This window comes from Agrobacterium sp. Ap1 (genome assembly GCF_017313375.1).
GTDB lineage: Bacteria > Pseudomonadota > Alphaproteobacteria > Rhizobiales > Rhizobiaceae > Neorhizobium > Neorhizobium cellulosilyticum.
Window position 1 is genome coordinate 25,661 of record NZ_JAFLMY010000005.1, and the last position, 17,668, is coordinate 43,328.

Sequence of the window (17,668 nt, forward strand, 5' to 3'; positions counted from 1 at the left end):
ATGGCAAGATCAGTCGCCGGCCGAGGCCGACAGGCCGGTAAAGTCAAAGAGTTTAGGGTCAAGAAGGTGGGACGGGTTCACATGGGCAAGCGCGCGCAGCATCGTGTCCTTGCGGCCCGGCATGCGCATCTCGATATCCGCTAGCATCTGCTTCATCGCATTGCGCTGCAAGCCATCCTGCGAGCCGCAAAGGTCGCAGGGGATGATCGGGAACTGCATTGCGGCGGAAAACTTTGCCAGATCGTCCTCGGCGCAATAGGCCAGCGGCCGCAGCACCATAAGGTCACCCTCGTCGTTCAAAAGCTTGGCCGGCATGCCGGCAAGACGGCCACCGTGAAAGAAGTTCATGAAAAAGGTTTCAAGAATGTCCTCGCGGTGATGACCAAGGACCAGAGCCTGACAGCCCTCCTCCCTCGCCACGCGGTAGAGATTGCCGCGGCGCAGCCTGGAACAGAGCGAGCAATAGGTGGCGCCCGAAGGCACCTTTTCCTTCACGATCGAATAGGTATCGCGATATTCGATGCGATGTTTCACACCGATCGAGGTCAGATAATCCGGCAGAATGTGTTTGGGAAAATTCGGCTGTCCCTGATCGAGATTGCAGGCGATCAGTTCGACCGGCAACAGTCCACGCCACTGCAGATCGAGCAGAACGGCGAGCAGCGCATAACTGTCCTTGCCGCCGGACAAGCCAACCAGCCAGCGCTGCTGATCCTTCAGCATGCCAAAATCTTCGAATGCCTGGCGAACCTGGCGCAGCAAGCGCTTACGCAGCTTGTTGAACGAAACCGAGTTCGGCGCATCGCGAAACAATGCAGGCGCAAGACCGGTTACGGCCTCGTCCATCTCGTCTTCGATGACAGCGTTCAATCCCATGGCAAACCTCATGCAAGACGGGCGGCCAGAAGCCGCCCGGTCGTTTGTTTCAATCAGGCGCCAAGTGCGGCCGCAACCGACTCGATTGCCTCATCAGCCTTGGCACCATCCGGACCACCGGCCTGGGCCATGTCCGGCCGGCCACCGCCGCCCTTGCCGCCGAGAGCGGCAGACGCGATGCGGACCAGATCAACGGCGCTGAATCGGCCGACGAGATCTTCTGTTACCGCGACAACGGCACTTGCCTTGCCATCCTCGGACACGCCGATCAACGTCACCACGCCGGAGCCAAGCGATGCTTTGCCTTCGTCCGCGAGGCCCTTCAAGTCCTTGGCATCGATACCGGCCAGCACACGGCCCATGAACTTGGTGCCGGCAATCTCGCGCGCTTCGGCCACCGAGCCGCCTTCACCGCCGCCCATGGCAAGGCGACGCTTGGCATCCGCAAGTTCCTTTTCGAGCTTGCGGCGCTCTTCGACCAGAGCCTCGACGCGCGACACGACTTCCGATGGCTGCACCTTCAGCGCGCCGGCAAGCGACTTCACCCGCTCGTCCTGTTCGGACAGATAGGCGCGAGCCGCCTCTCCCGTTACGGCTTCGACACGGCGAACGCCGGCGCCGACAGCGCTTTCCGACAGAACGCGCACAAGGCCGATATCGCCTGTCGCGTCGACATGCGTGCCGCCGCAAAGCTCGATCGAGTATGGCTTGCCGGCCTTGGGACCGTCGATTGCCGTTCCCATCGAAACGACGCGAACCTCGTCGCCGTATTTTTCGCCGAACAGCGCCATCGCACCTTCGGCAATCGCGTCATCGACGCTCATCAGGCGGGTGGTGACCTTGGCGTTCTGGATGATGATGGCGTTGGCCATATCCTCGACGCGCTGCAGCTCTTCGGCCGACATCGGCTTGGGATGCGAGACGTCGAAGCGCAGGCGCTCGGGTGCCACCAGCGACCCCTTCTGGGCCACATGGGTACCGAGCACTTCGCGCAGCGCCTCGTGCAGAAGATGGGTTGCCGAGTGGTTCGAACGTAGGCGCGAACGGCGGGCGTGATCGACCGTCAGGATGACGGCATCGCCAACCTTCAGCTTGCCTTCGGAAACCTTGGCAAGGTGAACGAACAGGCCCTCCCCCTTCTTCTGGGTGTCGGAGACCGAAACCTTGCCGTTATCCGTCGCGATGATGCCGGTATCGCCCATCTGACCGCCGGATTCACCGTAGAACGGCGTCTGGCTGACGACGATCTGGACTTCCTCACCGGAAGCAGCGCTGTCGACCGCCTTGCCGTCCTTGACGATCGCCTGAACGACGCCTTCGGCTTTCTCGGTGTCGTAACCGAGGAATTCGGTTGCGCCGTGCTTTTCCTTCAGCTCGAACCAGATCGTCTCGGTTGCCTTGTCGCCGGAACCTGCCCAGTGCGAACGGGCTTCCGCCTTCTGGCGCTCCATCGCATCGGTGAAGCCTGCAAGGTCGACGCCGATTTCGCGAGCGCGCAGCGCATCCTGCGTCAGATCGAGCGGGAAGCCGTAGGTGTCGTAAAGCTTGAAAGCGGTCTCGCCGTCGAGCATGTCGCCCTTGTCGAGATCGGTCGTCGCATCGGAAAGGAGCGTAAGGCCGCGCTCCAGCGTTTTGCGGAAGCGGGTTTCTTCCAGCTTCAGCGTTTCGGACGTGAGCGCCTCGGCACGAACCAGCTCCGGATAGGCGCGGCCCATTTCCTGGACGAGCGTCGGCAAGAGCTTGTACATGACCGGCTCCTTCGCACCCAGAAGCTGGGCGTGACGCATGGCGCGGCGCATGATGCGGCGAAGGACGTAACCGCGCCCTTCATTCGACGGCAGGACACCATCGGCAATCAGGAAGGCTGAAGAGCGAAGATGGTCGGCGATGACGCGGTGGCTGGCGCTACCTTCCGCCTTGACGCCCATGACGTCTTCGATCGTGCCGATCAGCGTGCGGAACAGGTCAGTATCGAAGACGCTCTGCTTGCCCTGCAGCACGCAGGCCATACGCTCGAGGCCCATGCCGGTATCGATCGACGGACGCGGCAGAAGCGAGCGCTCGCCCGGTGCGGTCTGCTCGAACTGCATGAAAACGAGGTTCCAGAATTCAAGGAAGCGATCGCCATCCTCTTCCGGCGAGCCGGGAGGGCCGCCCCAGACGTTTTCACCCTGGTCGATGAAGATTTCCGAGCACGGACCGCAGGGACCGGTATCGCCCATCTGCCAGAAATTGTCGGAAGTCGGGATGCGGATGATCTTGTCGTCGGAGAAACCGGCGATCTTCTTCCACAGTGTCGCTGCTTCCTCGTCCTCGGAATAGACAGTTACCAGTAGCCGGTTCTTCGGCAGGTCGAAACCTTCGGTGACCAGCTTCCAGGCAAGCTCGATCGCCTGCTCCTTGAAATAGTCGCCGAAGGAGAAGTTGCCGAGCATCTCGAAAAAGGTGAGATGGCGGGCGGTATAACCGACATTGTCGAGGTCGTTATGCTTGCCGCCGGCGCGCACGCATTTCTGCGACGTGGTCGCGGTCGAATAGGGACGCTTTTCGAGGCCGGTAAAGACGTTCTTGAACTGCACCATGCCGGCATTGGTGAACATAAGCGTCGGGTCGTTGCGCGGAACGAGCGGACTCGAATCCACAACCTCGTGGCCGTTCTTCTTAAAGTAGTCGAGGAAGGTCGACCGGATGTCATTCACGCCGCTCATGCTACGCCCTTTTCAACCGCCGATGCGGTACCAGTATTTGAAGTCAAAAGGCTTGTATCGTCCACATAAGCGACTGTCCAGCCGAACGGAAAACCGGCCGCACATCTTGCGATGGCGGCCGGTAAAAAGTGACATCAGGGAAACAGAAGAGGTGTTCCGACTGCGGCGGAATGCCCCTCAACCAATCAAATCAGTCGTCGGCGGATCCGTCACCGTCATTGGCGTCCGGGCCGCCGTTCTGCAGGAAGCGATCTGCGATCAGACCGGCATTCTGGCGCAACGAAGTTTCGATCTCGCGCGCAAGTTCCGGATTTTCGCGCAGGAAGGTTTTGGCGTTTTCGCGACCCTGACCGAGGCGCTGGCTGTTATAGGAGAACCAGGCGCCCGACTTCTCGACAATACCGGCCTTGACTCCAAGATCGACAAGTTCGCCGGTCTTCGAAACACCTTCGCCATACATGATGTCGAACTCGACCTGCTTGAAGGGGGGGGCCATCTTGTTCTTGACGACCTTGACGCGGGTCTGGTTGCCCACGACTTCCTCGCGCTCCTTCACCTGGCCGATACGACGGATATCGAGACGAACCGAGGCGTAGAATTTCAGGGCGTTACCGCCGGTCGTCGTTTCCGGCGAACCAAACATCACGCCGATCTTCATACGGATCTGGTTGATGAAGATCACCATCGTGTTCGACTTGGAGATCGACGCGGTCAGCTTGCGCAGCGCCTGGCTCATCAGACGAGCCTGAAGACCCGGCAGGCTGTCGCCCATCTCGCCTTCGATTTCGGCGCGCGGCGTAAGCGCAGCAACCGAGTCGACGACCAGAACATCGACAGCGCCGGAACGGACCAGTGTGTCGGTGATTTCCAAAGCCTGCTCACCGGTATCCGGCTGCGAGATCAGGAGGTTCTGCAGGTCGACACCAAGCTTGCGGGCATAGACCGGATCAAGCGCGTGTTCAGCATCGACGAAGGCGCAGATGCCGCCCTTCTTCTGGGCTTCTGCAATCGTCTGCAGCGCGAGTGTCGTCTTACCCGAACTTTCAGGACCGTAAATTTCGATGATACGGCCCTTGGGGAGACCGCCAATGCCGAGCGCAATATCGAGGCTGAGAGAGCCGGTAGAAACCGTCTCGATCTCGACGATACTGTCGTTCGAACCGAGCTTCATGATCGAGCCTTTGCCGAAGGATCGTTCAATCTGCGAGAGTGCTGCTTCGAGCGCCTTACTCTTGTCCACGCCTTTTTCCTCTACGAGCCGCAATGTGTTCTGTGCCATGAGATCCCACCTTTAGGTTATTGCCGCCGCGCAAGCAATGAAGCAGCCGATGGGATATTCGTACTCATTTTGTTCTCATTTTGCAAGCCCCGCCCAAGTGCCTGCAACGAAAACATTATTTCACCTTTGTTCCATTAATGTTCACGCCATCTTCCGGCTGTGGAAAGATCGATTGGAATCAACAGCTTCGGTAATCGGATGCCAAGGTCGATACGCTCTCGGAAAGGCCGTTGGGCACTATTCCGAATCAAGCATTTCGCGCACGGCGACAGCCAGTTGCTTGAGCGAAAACGGCTTCGGCAGAAAGCCGAATTTCGCATCCGCTGGCAGGTTGCGGGCAAAGGCGTCTTCCGCATATCCAGATACGAAGATGAACTTCAGGTCGGGATAGGTCTTGCGCAATTCGCCGAGCAGCGTCGGGCCGTCCATCTCGGGCATCACGACGTCGGACACCACGATATCAACCTTGCCTTCAAGCTCTTCCATGATGTCGAGCGCTTCAGTGCCTGAACCGGCCTCATGGACAGTGTAGCCACGTGTCTCCAGCATGCGCTTGCCGCCGCGACGGACTGCTTCTTCGTCTTCGACGAGAAGAACGACTGCAGATTTTCCCGTCAAATCCACATGCTCAGCGGCGGCGACAGCCGTCTCGGCCTTCACTCTGTTATCAGTAACCCCTGCGAGAGTGGCCGGGGCATGAGAGACCTGCTGAACCTCAGGGATATGGCGTGGCAGGAACATACGGAAGCTCGTTCCCTTGCCCATCTCCGATTCCGGATAGATATAGCCACCAGATTGCTTGACGATGCCATAGACCATCGCGAGACCGAGGCCCGTTCCCTTGCCCACTTCCTTGGTGGTGAAGAACGGTTCGAAGATCTTGTCCATGATTTCCGGCGCAATACCCGTACCGCTGTCGGAGACTTCGATCATGACAAAATCTTCGGACGGCAGATCAGCCTGCTGGAAGCTTGCGGCATCGCTGGCCGTCACGTTGCGAGTTTTGATCAGAATGGTGCCGCCGCTGGGCATCGCATCGCGCGCGTTGACGCAGAGATTGATCAGTACCTGCTCGAACTGCGAGAGGTCCGTGCGCACCGGCCAGAGATCCCGACCATAGTCGACCTCCAGTTTGACATTGGTGCCGGAAATCAGGCGATCGACCAGCATGCGCAGGTCGCCTACAACATCGGTCAGGTTGAGCACAGCCGGGCGCATCGTCTGCTTGCGCGAGAAGGCCAGCAGCTGGCGCACCAGTACGGCCGCCCTGTTGGCGTTCCGCTTGATCTCCATCAGATCGGCAAAGCTGGCATCGGAAGGCCGCGCCTGCAACAGGAGGTGATCGGAAGACAGCAGGATCGCCGTCAGCACATTGTTGAAATCGTGCGCGATACCACCCGCCAGCGTGCCGACCGCATTCAGCTTCTGTGTCTGCGCCATCTGCGTTTCGAGCGCCTTCTGCTCGGTGGTCTCGACAGCATAGACGATCGCCACTTCCTCGGGCGCCTCGTCGCTTTCGTCGATCACCGCATTGACGTAAAAACGCACATAGCGGTTTTCGTCCGCCGGATGCCGCGATTCGAGCGGCAAGATATCGCCCTGCCTGTCCTTGGCAGCGGCAAGTGCCTCCATCAATGTTTCCCGGGCGCTCTCGTGGACGATGCGCTCCAGTTCTGCAGCACCGGCATCAACGTCGTCGCGAGACACGACGCCGGCGAAAAGCCTCAGGAACGGCGCATTGATGCGCAGTATCTTGCCATTCCCGTCCACCGAGGCGATCGCCATCGGCGTATTGTTGAAAAACCGGGTAAATCGCATGGCGGAGGCGGACTGGTCGGTTTCCGTGCCTTTCGCCCGCATCAGAACGACAGTGCGGCTTTCGCCCGGCGCTCCATCGCGCATGGCGCTGACATTGTGAACCAGTTTCGCCGGAAGACTCTGACCGTTTGCGCGGCGAAGGTCGAGTTCCAGTGTTTCCGTACGCTTCAGCCCGGGCGCTGCCTGCACGGATTGGATGAGAGCCATACCCTCACCTGCAACCAGATCCGAAATCCTCATGGATTGCGGCGTGAACTTGGTCAGGTCCAGCCCAAGCCACTCGGCAAGCGTCGCGTTCAGATAGAAGATCTCGCCCTTCCTGCCGGCAGAGAAGAACCCTACAGGCGCGTGATCGAGATAGTCGATCGCATTCTGCAATTCGCGGAAGAAGCGCTCCTGATCGTCCCGCTCCGAGGTGATGTCGGTTATTTCCCATATGTCGAGCGCGTTACGACCGCCCGTGCCGAGCAGACGGGCCTTGAGGCGATACCAGTGCGCATCCGAACCGTTGCCAGTCAGCCGGCCGAGCGGCTGCAACAAGCGAAATTCCTCGTGTCCCTCCCGCCCTTCGCGAAGGGCGGCCGTCAGGCGATAAAGAGCTTCGGTCGATTCGCGCGTTTTCGACAGCAGGGTTTCCAGCGATTGGACGTTGTGGCTGCCCGAAGCACCAGTCATCCGCCCATAGGCGGCGTTGGCATAAACAATCCGCCCCTTGGCATCGGTCACGACAATTCCATCGGGATGACTGGCCAGAAAGCTGCGGGCCAGTTCATCGGAGCGCGACTGCGGCATGACCTCGACAAGGCCGATCAGTGACGAAACGATGAAGAAGATTCCCACCATCGCCAGGATGCCCAGAATGCCGAGAACGACCTCGTTATCCAGCGCCCGCTGAAACACGATAAACGCGATGGCGACTCCCAGAAGCACCATCGCCAGAAGCACGATCCTGACAGCCGTACCACCGCGGCTGCCGCGATCAACCAATGGCGCTTCGTCGTTGCCGGCTTTCGGCGAACTGGTCATCGATACCTCTTGCTCCGATGCATGCACCGGCGTCACAAATGCACCCCGTGGCGCTTGCGATTCTCTCTTAGCAATTTGAAGATGAAGCAAAAAGCTCCTGAAAGCCACAAAAGGCGGGACAGCGCAGCACCCTGCCCTATGTGAGATGCGAATGAGACACATTTTAGCGTTGACGGGCAGGCCCGACACTTGCCTCGCGGGGCAAAAAATCGTCTGTGTCAGAAGCATAGATCGCATAAGGAGTTACATAAATGGTCGCAGAACTGTGGGGCGAATACGGTCGCAACCTCCTCGTGGCGGTCATTGGCGTAGGTTTGGCCCTTGTCTGCCTCGTCGGAATTCTGTGGATAGTGCGCGGACGCCGGGGGCCATCGCCTTTCGTGCGTGGCGGGCGCAACCGTCAACCGCGATTGCAGGTGCTCGACGCGGCAGCCGTCGATGCGCGACGTCGGCTGGTTCTTGTCAGACGTGACGATGTCGAACATCTGATCATGATCGGTGGACCGACCGACGTGGTCATCGAAAGCCGGATTGTCAGTTCAAGCCAAAGCGCCGAACCTTCGGAACAGGAAGTGCAGCCTGCTCCACGGTCAGCCATCCCTATGTCCGCCACTGCAAGACCATCCGCAGAAGAGCCGGCAAGACGACCGGTCCCGGCCTCCGCTCAAAGGGTGGAAATGATCAACGCGCGTGACACCAATATTCCCTCGCGAGAAAACCGAGGCGCAGTCTCACCGCCGCAACCTGCTGCCACTGTCGCGGCAAACACCATTCCGGCGCAGCGCCTGGAGCCAGTTGCGGCAACTCCAACCGTCAATCCGGCTCGCATTGACAATTTGCCTTCTGAGCCGCGCGTGGAATCAAAGGCGTCCGCTCAGCCGTCGCTCGACGATGCCGCCCGTTTTCTTGACAGTCAGCGCGAGCGCGTATTTGTCGATCGCAATCCGCCAGCAACCGCTTCGGCACCTGCAGTACAGGCGATATCTCAGCCCGCCCCGGCTGCTGTTGCGAAGCCCACAGGTCTCGGAAGCGATTTCGAGAAAATTCTTGAAGAGGAAATGGCGCAGAACATGGCTGCGCGCGAAGCATCCCTCGCCAATCGGACGAATCGCCCGTCGCAGCCAGCAGGCTCGGCCATCGCCATGCCTGTCGTCGCTGCGCCCGGTAACGCCACGCGGGACGAGCCGTCGTTGCAAAGCGAGGTTGCCCGCATATTCGGTGAAATGTCCGCCAGCCGCGAAAAGTAACGGCGCTCACGAACAGTAAGATGCAAACAAAAAAGGCACGTCAAAACGTGCCTTTTTTGTTTTCTATACTGACCCGGCGAACATTATTCGTCGCGATAGACCTTTTCACGTCGCTCGTGACGCTCCTGCGCCTCGATCGACAACGTTGCGATGGGACGGGCGTCCAGTCGCTTCAGGCCGATCGGTTCGCCGGTTTCTTCGCAATAGCCATAAGTCCCATCATCGATACGCTGCATGGCGGCATCGATCTTGGATATAAGCTTGCGCTGCCGGTCACGAGCGCGCAATTCGATTGCACGGTCCGTTTCCGATGAAGCGCGGTCTGCGAGGTCCGGATGGTTTGCACTCTCCTCAGCCAAGTGCCCGAGCGTTTCTCGCGCCTCTCTGAGGATGTCATTCTTCCATGCGATCAGTTTGGCCCTGAAGTATGCCTTCTGATTTGCATTCATGAACTCTTCGTTTTCCGAGAGCACATAGTTACTAAGATCGATCTTCTCACTCAACGCGATTCTCCTGAAGAACATCTCATGAGGCCCCTATACTCCATTAACCAGTCCTCATTCAAGCCTTTCGCCCAGATTTGCAGCAGTTTTAAATTTGTCACAAAATTCGGCTAAGTGACTAATTTTTATGCTTTTCCCCTAATCGCATGGGTAGCCGGCTTCAAAACACCTCAACCGGCGGCACATGATCCGGTTGACCAATCGACCAAAGCAACGTTACGCCTTTTACTCAGCGTTTCATTTTGGCGAGCCGAAGATGATCGAACCTGAACCATTCCGTATTTATCTGATGCGCCATGCTCAGGCGGCCTCGGCAGTGCCGGGCGGACGGGATTTCGACCGTGTGCTCGACGAACGCGGTTATGCGCAGGCTGAGATGGTGGCCGATCGCGCGGCAGACCTCGGATACGTGCCGGATCGCCTTATCAGCTCGACGGCCGAGCGCTGCCGGCAGACTGCGGAAATCGTGCGCAGGGCGGTTCGGGAAACGCTGGAGATCACGTTCGTCGACGAACTCTATAACGGCACGCCGGATCTTTATGCGACGATCATTGCCGGGCAGCGCCCTGCCCGATCCGTCATGCTGATCGGGCACAACCCGAGCATAGACCTGTTGCTGGAAGGACTGATAGGCAAGGCAGAGCGGCGGGCCGCCATGCCGGGAGGATATCCGACGGCGGGACTTGCCGTGCTCGACTATGGCGCGCAGGCAGATTCCGGCGGTTGGACGCTGACCAACCTGCTCAGCATCTGAGCCGGTCGACATTGCGGGCCAGCATCCCACGCCTATATAGCAGAAAACACTTTTTCGGGATCCCGCCTTGGCGCCTTCGCTGACCAGTTTTACCGACGACGCTCGAATTGCCCTCGACAACATCGCCGACCGCGCGTCGGGGCTCGTCAACCCGACGATACGACTCGGCGTGACCGGCCTTTCCCGCGCCGGCAAGACGGTGCTGATTTCGTCGATCGTGCAGAATTTGCTGAATGGGGGTCGTTTGCCACTGTTCGAAGCGGTTCGCTCCGGCCGGGTTTCGGGTATCCGGCTCGAAGAGCAGCCGGACGACGCCATTCCGCGGTTTCAATACGAAGATCACATCCAGGCGCTCGTTCGCGATCGCATATGGCCTGATTCGACGCGCGCCATTTCCGAATTACGGCTGACAATCGACTATCAGAGCGCCAGCGGCTGGAACCGCCTGTTTTCGCCCGGCAGGCTTTCCCTCGATATCGTCGATTATCCGGGCGAGTGGCTCCTCGATCTGCCGCTTCTTGCGCAGGATTATCGCGAATTCAGCAATACCACTGCGGAGCTGGCGCAGACGGGCATCCGCAAGGAACTCGCCCAGGACTGGATGCAGCTTGCAACCACGATCGATATGGACGCGCCAGCCGACGAAATGAAGGCTCGGCGTCTTTTCGAGGTGTTTTCCGCCTATCTCAAAGCCTGCAAGTCCGACGAGCGGTCGCTATCGACGCTGCCTCCGGGGCGTTTCCTGATGCCCGGAGATCTCGAAGGCTCGCCGGCGCTGACATTCGCGCCGTTGCCCGGCATTGCCGAGACACCTGCGATAAAGGGCTCATTGCGGGCAATGATGGAGCGCCGCTTCGAGGCTTACAAGACCGTGGTCGTGAAACCTTTCTTCCGGCATCACTTTGCGCGGCTAGACCGGCAGATCGTGCTCGTCGATGCGCTTCAGGCGATCAATCGCGGTCCGGAAGCGCTTGAGGATCTCGAACGGGCGCTTGGCGATGTTCTCGGCTGTTTCCGGCCGGGACATAACAGCTTCTTCTCATCGTTCGTCACACGCCGGATCGACAAGGTTCTGATCGCTGCCACCAAGGCAGACCATTTGCACCATGAGAGCCATGACCGGCTTGAGCGGCTGACCGGTCGCCTGGTGGACCGCGCCATTCAGCGCATCGGTCTGTCGGGTGCCGGTTTCGAGGTTATGGCCATTGCCTCGGTGCGCGCCACACGCGAAGCCAGCATCAAGGAAGGCAACCACATGCTTCCGGTGATCGTCGGCACGCCGATGGCGGGCGAAACGATCAATGGCGAGCGATTTGACGGCACGAAGACGACGGCGATTTTTCCCGGCGACCTGCCGGCAGATCCGACTCATATGTTTAACACGCTGGACAGCGACAGCCCCGATCTGCCGGACATCAATTTTGTCCGTTTTCGGCCTCCGGCACTGGAGGGCCGTCCGGGCAGCCTCAATCTCGCAGTGCCGCATATCCGGCTCGACCGTGCCCTGCAGTTCCTGCTCGGAGACCGCCTCGCATGAGACCGCCCTACACCAACGATCCGTCCCGACGCCGTCCGGCTGCATTTCAGGTGGAGGATGATGCCTCACGGGAGACCGAAACGCCTTCCTCCGTGCGCCGTCCCAAAAGTTTCGACCAGCCCGTTACCGTGGTGCCGGACGAAGACGATCCGTTTTCCGGTGCGGATCTCGATGCAGCGAGCCTTCCGGTTGCGGAACCACGCCCGCGCAGAGGTTTCTCGTTTGTCGGATTGGCTACGGCGGCACTCGGCACATTCCTGTCGCTCGCCTTCGGGCTCTGGGCGGATCAGATCGTTCGCGATCTTTTCGCGCGCGCAGATTGGCTCGGTTATGCTGCGATCACGGCGCTGGCGCTGGCACTTTTTGGATTACTGGTCGTTGTCGGGCGCGAGATCATGGGGATAGCCCGGCTCGCCGCCGTGCAGAGCCTGAAGACCGAAGCGGAAGAGGCGGCAGCGTCCGTGCCGGCCCATCCTGCGCGAAAGGTGGTGGAACGCCTGACATCTCTCCTCAGCCATCGGGCAGAGACGGCTAAGGGACGTAGTGTTCTCGAAGGCACCAAGGACGATATTATCGACGGGCCGCACCTTCTCGATCTGGCCGAGCGCGAATTGCTGACGCCGCTCGACCGTAAAGCCCGCGGCCTCATCCTGAACGCCTCGAAACGAGTCGCGGTCGTTACCGCCATCAGCCCTCGCGCGATCGTCGACCTTGCCTATGTGCTTTTCGAGGTCACCCGCCTTGTCCGCGCCATGGCCGAACTTTATGGCGCAAGGCCCGGAAAACTGGGGCTTTTGCGGCTGATCCGCGATGTCATCGCGCATCTGGCAGTCACAGGCTCCATCGCCGTCGGCGACGGTCTGGCGCAGCAGGTTCTCGGTCACGGACTTGCCTCGCGATTGTCGCGGCGACTTGGTGAAGGTGTCATCAACGGGCTGCTCACAGCTCGTATCGGGATCGCCGCCATGGACCTGTGCAGACCGCTGCCGTTCCGTGCCCTGCCCCGCCCGGGGATCGGCGATTTCATGTCCGATATCGTCGCTGCGGGACGCACTGACGAGAAGGATTAGCCCCCTTCGGGACACCTGGCGGGCGTCAAAAGATACGAAGCGTTAACCATTCTCGCTTAATTTCGACCCCACTAAACATTGCCGCTGACAGCGGAACGTCCCAAGGGGAAAGCCTCATGTATTCGCGCTTCTTTTCGCTTTTCGGCGGGCTTGCCGCTTTGACTTTGGTCACCGCAGTTCCGGCCTTTGCTCCGCAGGCGGAAGCCGCATCCCGGGACCAGGTCTTCTTCCAGTCCGTTGCAGGCGCATGGAAAGGTCCGGGTGAGATCGTCGCCGGAAAATACAAGGGCACGAAGTTCAACTGCAACCTGACCGGCTCGCCGTCTCCTGATGGCGACACGGGCATAAAGCTCGACGGCACCTGCCGGGTTGGCGTCTTCCAGCAGCCTATGTCTGCGGTCATCACCCAGAGCGGTCGCGGCTACACCGGCAAATTCCTCGATGGTGCCGAAGGCAAGGGGCTCGACATCGTCTCCGGCTCGGTCAATGGCGACAAGGTCGTGATGGGCATCAACCGCGCCAAGCTCAACGGTGCGATGGTGGCCAGCCTGCGCGGCGACAACAAGATGAACATCACCATTTCCGTCAAGGTGGAAGACCAGATGGTGCCGGTCATCGGCCTGTCGCTCGACCGTGACCTCGATTCGATCGCCGTCGGCTCGATCAAGGAGTGATGAAGCCTCGGGCGCAGATCATGCTCGCGTCCGGGCTAATTCAATTCATCAGGATTTACAAATATCCTATTCTTTGAAAACGTTCTTTTTGTTTTCAAAGACTTTAATTCAGCCTGCTGTCGCAATCTGCCGCCACCAGAGTCCGTCCGGCTTTGCGATGCTGATTCCTGTCGAATTCAGGCTACCCGCCCAGCTTTCGGCCTTGCGTTCATTGATCATCATCTGCGGCGCAAGATCCGCGAGCGGTAGCATGACGAAAGCACGTTCCGTCATGCGTGGATGCGGCAGTTCCAGCTTCGGTGACTTCTGAACGCGCTCGCCATAGGTCAGCAGATCGATATCGAGCGTCCGCGGCCCCCAGCGCTCCACCCGCACCCGCTTCATCTCCCGCTCCAGCGCGAGACATAGGTCGAGCAGTTCTTCAGGCTCAAGTTCGGTCTCTACCAGCGCACAGCAGTTGAAGAAGTCTGCCTGGTCGGTCTTGCCCCATGGCGGCGTCAGGTAAAGCCGGGATACAGCCGAGACGCGACAGTCCTTTCGCGCATCAAGCGTCTGCAGCGCGTGCGCCATAGCCGAAGCCGGATCGCCAACATTGCCGCCTAGTCCAAGTGCTGCGACTTCCCAGGGATGATCAAGCCCGATGCTCAAGGCGCACCTCCACGTAATCGAGAATGCCGGCGATCGGTGCGCTCGGCTTGCGGATCGCTACCTCGACGCGGCGGATCAACGGCGACCATGCGGCAAGGCCAACAGCCACGTCATTGGCAAGCGTTTCAATGAGGTTGCGGCGGCTGCCGGTCATGATCTTTTCAACCAGTTCATAGGCCAGCCCGTAATGAACCGTCTGCTCGACCTGGTCGGACACCAGCACATCCCCTGCTTCGACATCCATGACGACATCGACGAAGAAACGCTGACCGAGCGCGGATTCCTGCTCGAAGACCCCGTGATGCGCGTAGAAGGCGCAGTTTTTCAGCGTGATCTGATAGGTGGCCATCAGCGTTCTCCTGCCTCTTTTTTCATTTCGCCAGCCTCCAGGACCGCGTCAGCCATGCGCAAGGCATCGAGATTGCCTGCCACGTTGTGAACCCTGAAAATCGATGCACCGGCAAGCCGCAGCATCGCGGTGGTGGCGGCTGTCGCAAAATCCCGTTCGATCGCCGCCTCGCGCAAGGCGATGGCGCCGACAAACCGTTTTCTCGATGTGCCGACCAGAAGCGGCAAACCTGAAGAATGAAGCTCGGTGAAACGCGCCATCAATTCGCTGTCCTGTTCCCGCGTCTGGACGAAACCGAAACCGGGATCGAGCACGATTGCATCCTCCGCAATGCCGGCCGCCTTCGCCATGCCGAGCGAGCGAGCGAAAAACATCCGTTCGTCCTCGATAATATCCTCATGGAGGTCTTCACGCCCGCGAGCGGTGTACATGATACAGAGGCCGGCGCCGCTTTCAGAAACGACATCAGCCATCTGCGGATCGTGGCACAGCCCGTAGACGTCGTTGACGATATGGGCGCCGGCGGCGATGGCAAGCCTTGCGGTGTCAGCGCGATAGGTATCGACGGAAATCAGCGCGTCGGTTTCCCGCGACAGTCTTTCGATGACCGGCAGAACGCGGGCCTGCTCTTCAGCGGCGGTCACGGGTGCGGCTCCCGGCCGCGTCGACTCGCCGCCGATATCGAGAATGGATGCGCCGTCCCGGACGCAGGAAAGGCCGTGTTCGACTGCGCTTTTGACGTCGATATAACGCCCACCATCGGAAAAACTATCGGGCGTCACGTTGACGATCGCCATGATGTGGCCGCTCGCACCAAGCGTCAGGCTGCGACCATGGGCGAGACGCCAGGTGCTGTTGCGCGACGATGCCACAGGCGATCCATCTTTTTGAAAGTAACGCAAATTTTCATGCCTTCATGTTGCACTTGCGCAGCCTATGCCCCAAGCTCGTTTCAACTTCAACGTACCAGGCCTGAGAATGTTTTTGATGCGCAGAGTCCACCGGCTTTTCGGTGCAGCCTTCCTCCTCTGCGTGATCTCTATCCCGGCGCGGGCGGAACCTGTCATCTCAAAATCCTATTCCTATTTCCGCATCGGCGGCCGTACCGCCGAGGACCTCGACAAGGAACTGGAGCGCCATGGCCCGGTCACCAGGACCAGCGGACACCGGCATCCCGGCGCGACCGAGATCAAGTTCGGCGGAGAGGTGACCTATGTGGAGCGCGGCGGCCGCTGCTCCGTCGGCGGCGCCAAGGTGACGCTGCGGACCCACATCATCCTGCCGCGATGGAATAATGGCGGTAAGGCCGAGAAAGATCTGCGCTTCATCTGGGCGACCCTGTCGGCAGATATCAAGCGGCACGAAGAACGGCACGCAGAAATCGCCCGAAATCATGCCCGCATGCTGGAGAATGAGCTGCTTGCCCTGCCTGCCCGCAAAACCTGCGACGGTGTTGAGGCTCTCGTCACGGAAACCACGCGGCGCGTGCTTGCCGAACACGACAAGCAGCAAGCCCTTTTCGACCGCGTCGAAGCCAAAAATTTCGACGCTCGCATGACGAGGCTTCTGCAATACCGCATCGACCAGCGTCAGCGATAGATACGATCATAAACGAGCCGTTACCCGGCCTTGCGCCAGGCTTGCGGAGACACTGGTGAATAAAGGGTAATTTATTGCGGTGGCTTGGTGAAAGCCATTCCTGTATATTAGGCAGCAATTACCTATATATGTATCGGACAAGCATCCAACATTATTCGCTGCATGAAGCATGGCCTACTTCAACTCAATCCGAGAGCAAGGTCGTCGGTCAGCGTCCATTTTCGTGTTGTTTCAGTTTTCCGTGTTCCCTGGCGCGTAACCGAGCCGCAGGTGTCACCTCCCTCGCCTGCCGGCCTTGCGCCCACCTCGCCTCGCTCGACTCTGTGGAGCGAGGCTATTTTTTGGCGCCGCAAACTGTCTTTTATCAGGCCTGACGCTCAGGAATATTGACGATGAGGCCGTCGAAATCAGCCTTCATCTTGATCTGACAGGAAAGACGTGAAGTCGGGCGAACATCGAAGGCAAAGTCCAGCATGTCTTCTTCCATCGGCGCTGGCGCGCCAACCTTTTCCGTCCATTCCTCGTCGACATAGACATGACAGGTGGCGCAGGCGCAGGCGCCGCCGCATTCCGCATCGATGCCGGGAACAGAATTGCGTACAGCATTCTCCATCACCGTCGAACCGTTGTCCGCGTCGATCTCGAAGCGTGTGCCGTCGAAGGCTACGATGGTCAATTTCGTCATTTTTGGAAGATCCGGGTTTTCGGGCATTGCCCTTTGGAAGCCTTGGGTAGACCCCGTCTGTGCCACCAAACTGCCGGTTCAGTCAATCTCACGGACGACGCCGGCTTTGCTGCCGGCGTCCACGTGATGCAAGGTAGTGTCAGCGGCAGAGGCCGGTGATGAAGTTTTCAGCCTCTATGACCGCCGCGTAAAGCGAGGCCAACGCCGCCGCCTCGCCGGGCTCTGCTTCCAGACGTGCGGCTGCAACCGATACACCGAAGGCGCCGACGGCATTTGCTGACCCCTTGAGCCGGTGCGCAAGCGCGGTCACCGTTGCAGCCTCGGCACTAGCGATTTCCTGTACAAGCGCGCGTGCCTGTCGTGCGAACATCTGCAGGATTTCGGCCTCTAGCGCCTTATCGCCCATCGTCTGTTTCGCCAGATGGACTAGGTCAACCGGACGATCCTTCGACGGGCATGCCGTCTTGTGATTGTCGGGAGATTCAAAAGCGATACGCGCGGCCGTTGCCATCTGCTTGGTTCCTTGCTTTATAATGATCTCAACTCCGGATTGTCCGTCGGAGCCATGGCTATCCCGTTAAATTTCGGCACAACCGCGGCGCAAATCTTCGCAAATGGTTAATTTGCATTAAAGTGCCGTGATTGCAGGGGTTTCACTCTGAGACGTGGTTTAAATCCTGTTAACAAGACGATGATGCCGGTATCATGATGACGCGTTTCGTTTGTGCGAAAAGGCTGATTGTGCCACTACAATACGGTTCAATGGCTCACTGGAACATTGCAGTGACCGATGTGGGACGGTCGGTAAGCTTTCATTATCATCCATTTGAAAGAACGGCCGTCGAATGAATTTGTAATAGGCGATCCAAAGCTCTAGGGCTGGCGATCTCCGGCA

16 protein-coding genes are annotated in these 17,668 nt (G+C 59.3%); 6 read left to right on the plus strand and 10 right to left on the minus strand.

The window, feature by feature from the left end; translation table 11 throughout:
- Positions 1–9: 9 nt before the first annotated feature.
- The 4 genes from ttcA to cckA form a co-directional block, all read right to left on the minus strand.
- Positions 10–876: a tRNA 2-thiocytidine(32) synthetase TtcA gene (gene ttcA / locus JZX87_RS11625; RefSeq protein ID WP_206825634.1), complete on the minus strand. Its 867-nt coding sequence runs from the start codon at positions 874–876 to the stop codon at positions 10–12.
- 53 nt (positions 877–929) lie between these two features.
- A complete protein-coding gene (gene alaS / locus JZX87_RS11630; protein ID WP_206825636.1) occupies positions 930–3,584 on the minus strand; it encodes an alanine--tRNA ligase in 2,655 nt (884 codons plus the stop codon).
- Between the two features lie 190 nt (positions 3,585–3,774).
- Positions 3,775–4,863, minus strand: coding sequence for a recombinase RecA (gene recA, locus JZX87_RS11635; RefSeq protein ID WP_148144345.1), 1,089 nt, complete (start codon positions 4,861–4,863; stop codon positions 3,775–3,777).
- 237 nt (positions 4,864–5,100) lie between these two features.
- Positions 5,101–7,707, minus strand: a complete 2,607-nt coding sequence (cckA, locus tag JZX87_RS11640; RefSeq protein WP_206825638.1) for a cell cycle histidine kinase CckA — start codon at positions 7,705–7,707, stop codon at positions 5,101–5,103.
- Between the two features lie 251 nt (positions 7,708–7,958).
- Here cckA and JZX87_RS11645 point away from each other — a divergent pair, with 251 nt between their 5' ends.
- Entirely contained in the window at positions 7,959–8,954 is a 996-nt protein-coding gene (locus tag JZX87_RS11645; protein WP_206825647.1) for a flagellar biosynthetic protein FliO, read from the plus strand.
- Between the two features lie 83 nt (positions 8,955–9,037).
- On the opposite strand, the gene dksA is transcribed toward JZX87_RS11645, so the two are convergent.
- Positions 9,038–9,457, minus strand: coding sequence for an RNA polymerase-binding protein DksA (dksA, locus tag JZX87_RS11650; RefSeq protein WP_148144342.1), 420 nt, complete (start codon positions 9,455–9,457; stop codon positions 9,038–9,040).
- A 256-nt stretch (positions 9,458–9,713) separates the two neighbouring features.
- Between dksA and JZX87_RS11655 the strand changes: the two genes are divergently transcribed.
- From JZX87_RS11655 to JZX87_RS11670, 4 genes are all read left to right on the plus strand, one after another.
- Positions 9,714–10,211, plus strand: coding sequence for a SixA phosphatase family protein (locus JZX87_RS11655; RefSeq protein ID WP_148144341.1), 498 nt, complete (start codon positions 9,714–9,716; stop codon positions 10,209–10,211).
- A 67-nt stretch (positions 10,212–10,278) separates the two neighbouring features.
- A complete protein-coding gene (locus JZX87_RS11660; RefSeq protein ID WP_206825653.1) occupies positions 10,279–11,748 on the plus strand; it encodes a YcjX family GTP-binding protein in 1,470 nt (489 codons plus the stop codon).
- Entirely contained in the window at positions 11,745–12,818 is a 1,074-nt protein-coding gene (locus JZX87_RS11665; RefSeq protein WP_206825655.1) for a YcjF family protein, read from the plus strand. Before JZX87_RS11660 ends, JZX87_RS11665 begins: the two co-directional genes overlap by 4 nt.
- A gap of 116 nt (positions 12,819–12,934) precedes the next feature.
- Positions 12,935–13,492 carry a hypothetical protein gene (locus JZX87_RS11670; RefSeq protein ID WP_206825658.1) on the plus strand — a complete coding sequence of 186 codons (558 nt, stop codon included), beginning with the start codon at positions 12,935–12,937 and terminating at the stop codon, positions 13,490–13,492.
- A 108-nt stretch (positions 13,493–13,600) separates the two neighbouring features.
- Here the strand turns inward: JZX87_RS11670 and folK are convergent, their stop codons facing one another.
- The 3 genes from folK to folP all read right to left on the minus strand — a co-directional run bounded on the left by folK (position 13,601) and on the right by folP (position 15,361).
- A complete protein-coding gene (gene folK / locus JZX87_RS11675; protein ID WP_500064048.1) occupies positions 13,601–14,062 on the minus strand; it encodes a 2-amino-4-hydroxy-6-hydroxymethyldihydropteridine diphosphokinase in 462 nt (153 codons plus the stop codon).
- 61 nt (positions 14,063–14,123) lie between these two features.
- Positions 14,124–14,489 (minus strand): dihydroneopterin aldolase, encoded by a 366-nt coding sequence (gene folB, locus JZX87_RS11680; RefSeq protein WP_148144336.1) that lies wholly within the window; start codon positions 14,487–14,489, stop codon positions 14,124–14,126.
- Entirely contained in the window at positions 14,489–15,361 is an 873-nt protein-coding gene (gene folP / locus JZX87_RS11685; RefSeq protein WP_353654184.1) for a dihydropteroate synthase, read from the minus strand. Before folP ends, folB begins: the two co-directional genes overlap by 1 nt.
- Positions 15,362–15,476: 115 nt before the next feature.
- On the opposite strand from folP, the gene JZX87_RS11690 reads away from it, so the two are divergent.
- Positions 15,477–16,088, plus strand: coding sequence for a DUF922 domain-containing Zn-dependent protease (locus JZX87_RS11690; protein WP_206825662.1), 612 nt, complete (start codon positions 15,477–15,479; stop codon positions 16,086–16,088).
- A gap of 364 nt (positions 16,089–16,452) precedes the next feature.
- Here the strand turns inward: JZX87_RS11690 and JZX87_RS11695 are convergent, their stop codons facing one another.
- Positions 16,453–16,773 (minus strand): 2Fe-2S iron-sulfur cluster-binding protein, encoded by a 321-nt coding sequence (locus JZX87_RS11695; RefSeq protein WP_148144334.1) that lies wholly within the window; start codon positions 16,771–16,773, stop codon positions 16,453–16,455.
- A 139-nt stretch (positions 16,774–16,912) separates the two neighbouring features.
- A complete protein-coding gene (locus JZX87_RS11700; protein WP_148144333.1) occupies positions 16,913–17,284 on the minus strand; it encodes an Hpt domain-containing protein in 372 nt (123 codons plus the stop codon).
- Between the last annotated feature and the right edge of the window lie 384 nt (positions 17,285–17,668).

Excerpts from the sequence above, each read along its gene's own strand:
- alaS (WP_206825636.1), bottom strand. The coding sequence starts at position 3,584 with ATGAGCGGCGTGAATGACATCCGGTCGACCTTCCTCGACTACTTTAAG.
- JZX87_RS11700 (WP_148144333.1), bottom strand. The coding sequence starts at position 17,284 with ATGGCAACGGCCGCGCGTATCGCTTTTGAATCTCCCGACAATCACAAG.
- JZX87_RS11665 (WP_206825655.1), top strand. The coding sequence starts at position 11,745 with ATGAGACCGCCCTACACCAACGATCCGTCCCGACGCCGTCCGGCTGCA.
- folB (WP_148144336.1), bottom strand. The coding sequence starts at position 14,489 with ATGGCCACCTATCAGATCACGCTGAAAAACTGCGCCTTCTACGCGCAT.
- cckA (WP_206825638.1), bottom strand. The coding sequence starts at position 7,707 with ATGACCAGTTCGCCGAAAGCCGGCAACGACGAAGCGCCATTGGTTGAT.
- recA (WP_148144345.1), bottom strand. The coding sequence starts at position 4,863 with ATGGCACAGAACACATTGCGGCTCGTAGAGGAAAAAGGCGTGGACAAG.
- JZX87_RS11695 (WP_148144334.1), bottom strand. The coding sequence starts at position 16,773 with ATGACGAAATTGACCATCGTAGCCTTCGACGGCACACGCTTCGAGATC.
- JZX87_RS11645 (WP_206825647.1), top strand. The coding sequence starts at position 7,959 with ATGGTCGCAGAACTGTGGGGCGAATACGGTCGCAACCTCCTCGTGGCG.
- JZX87_RS11670 (WP_206825658.1), top strand. The coding sequence starts at position 12,935 with ATGTATTCGCGCTTCTTTTCGCTTTTCGGCGGGCTTGCCGCTTTGACT.
- ttcA (WP_206825634.1), bottom strand. The coding sequence starts at position 876 with ATGGGATTGAACGCTGTCATCGAAGACGAGATGGACGAGGCCGTAACC.
- folK (WP_500064048.1), bottom strand. The coding sequence starts at position 14,062 with ATGGCGCACGCGCTGCAGACGCTTGATGCGCGAAAGGACTGTCGCGTC.
- JZX87_RS11655 (WP_148144341.1), top strand. The coding sequence starts at position 9,714 with ATGATCGAACCTGAACCATTCCGTATTTATCTGATGCGCCATGCTCAG.
- JZX87_RS11690 (WP_206825662.1), top strand. The coding sequence starts at position 15,477 with ATGCGCAGAGTCCACCGGCTTTTCGGTGCAGCCTTCCTCCTCTGCGTG.